1 protein-coding gene is annotated in these 1,326 nt (G+C 66.6%); it reads left to right on the forward strand.

Annotation, left to right across the window (positions count from 1 at the left end; translation table 11 throughout):
* Positions 1-79: 79 nt before the first annotated feature.
* Entirely contained in the window at positions 80-1,282 is a 1,203-nt protein-coding gene (locus JT360_RS33070) for a helix-turn-helix domain-containing protein (RefSeq protein WP_214477636.1), read from the forward strand.
* Positions 1,283-1,326: the final 44 nt, after the last annotated feature.

Raw genomic sequence — 1,326 nt, forward strand, 5'->3', positions numbered from 1 at the left:
TGTCCGAACCGGATAGATAGGTAACAGAATGGACTGATTGCATGGGTGACAGTTTTCTTGTCCGCCGGGAGGACCGGCGATGGGATGGCGAGAGACTGGCATCATGGACGAGCGGCTTTTGTTTGTTGCAGCGTGTCTTGAGGACGAGGAGACGATGACGGGGCTGTGTGCTGCGTTCGAGATATCGCGCAAGACGGGCTACAAATGGCTCGGGCGCTACCGTGAGCTTGGCCCGGAGGGTCTGCACGATCGGCCGCGCGCGCCACTCAACCATGGGCGTGCGACACCGGCTGCGGTTGTCGAGCGGATCGTGGCGGAGAAGGAGGCGCACCCGCTGTGGGGTCCAAAGAAGATTGTTGCGCGGCTGGCGCGGGTGGAGGCCGGCATTGCCTGGCCGTCGGCCTCGACGGCGGGCGCGATCCTTGAGCGGCATGGGCTGGTCGGCCGGCGGCGCGCCCGCTGGAAAGGGGCGGGCAACGGACCCTGGCCGGAGCCGGATGCGCCAAACGCGGTGTGGACGGGCGATCACAAGGGCTGGTTCAGGACCCGCGACGGGTGGCGCTGCGACCCGCTGACGGTGATGGACGCCAAGAGCCGCTATCTTCTGGCGCTGGAGACGACCGGCTCGACCGGCGAACAGGAAGCCTGGCCGGTGTTCGAACGGCTGTTTTGCGAGCATGGGCTGCCCGACCGCATCCGAACTGACAACGGTGCGCCTTTCGCGGCGGCCGGCGTCACCGGGCTGACACCGCTGTCGCTGCGCTTCGTTCGGCTGGGGATTGCGCTGGAGCGCATCGACCCGGGCAAGCCGCAGCAGAACGGAAAGCACGAGCGTTTCCATCTGACCATGCTGCCGCTGGCAAAAGCGCCGGCGGCCGACCGGGCGGCACAGGCCGAAGCCTTCAAGGCGTTCCGACGCGAGTACAATTGGGAGCGCCCGCACGAAACGCTCGGCATGGACACGCCGGCCGAGCACTACCGCCCCTCGACGCGCAAAATGCCGGCCAGCCCGCCCGAGCCCGACTATCCGGCCGAGGCGGCGGTGCGCAAAGTGCGCCACAACGGCGCCGTCAAATGGCGGGGCGGCGAGATCTACGTCTCGGCGACGCTGGCCGGCGAGCCAGTCGCCATCGAGGAGACCGAAAGCGGCGAATGGGCGATGCGCTTCTACGCCCATCGCCTCGGCTTCATCGACGACAAGCACGCAAGGCTGGTCCGCAAAAGCGCCCTGCAACCCCGACCAGCCGGCGCTTTTGCGGACCAGAAACGGGGAGAACTGTAACCCATGTATCCGGTTCATTCTGTTACCCATCTATCGGCTGGACA

The sequence above is a fragment of the Mesorhizobium sp. dw_380 genome (genome assembly GCF_018588885.1).
Classification (GTDB): domain Bacteria; phylum Pseudomonadota; class Alphaproteobacteria; order Rhizobiales; family Rhizobiaceae; genus Mesorhizobium.

Coding starts and splice junctions, on each gene's coding strand:
- JT360_RS33070 (WP_214477636.1), top strand. CDS start 80: ATGGGATGGCGAGAGACTGGCATCATGGACGAGCGGCTTTTGTTTGTT.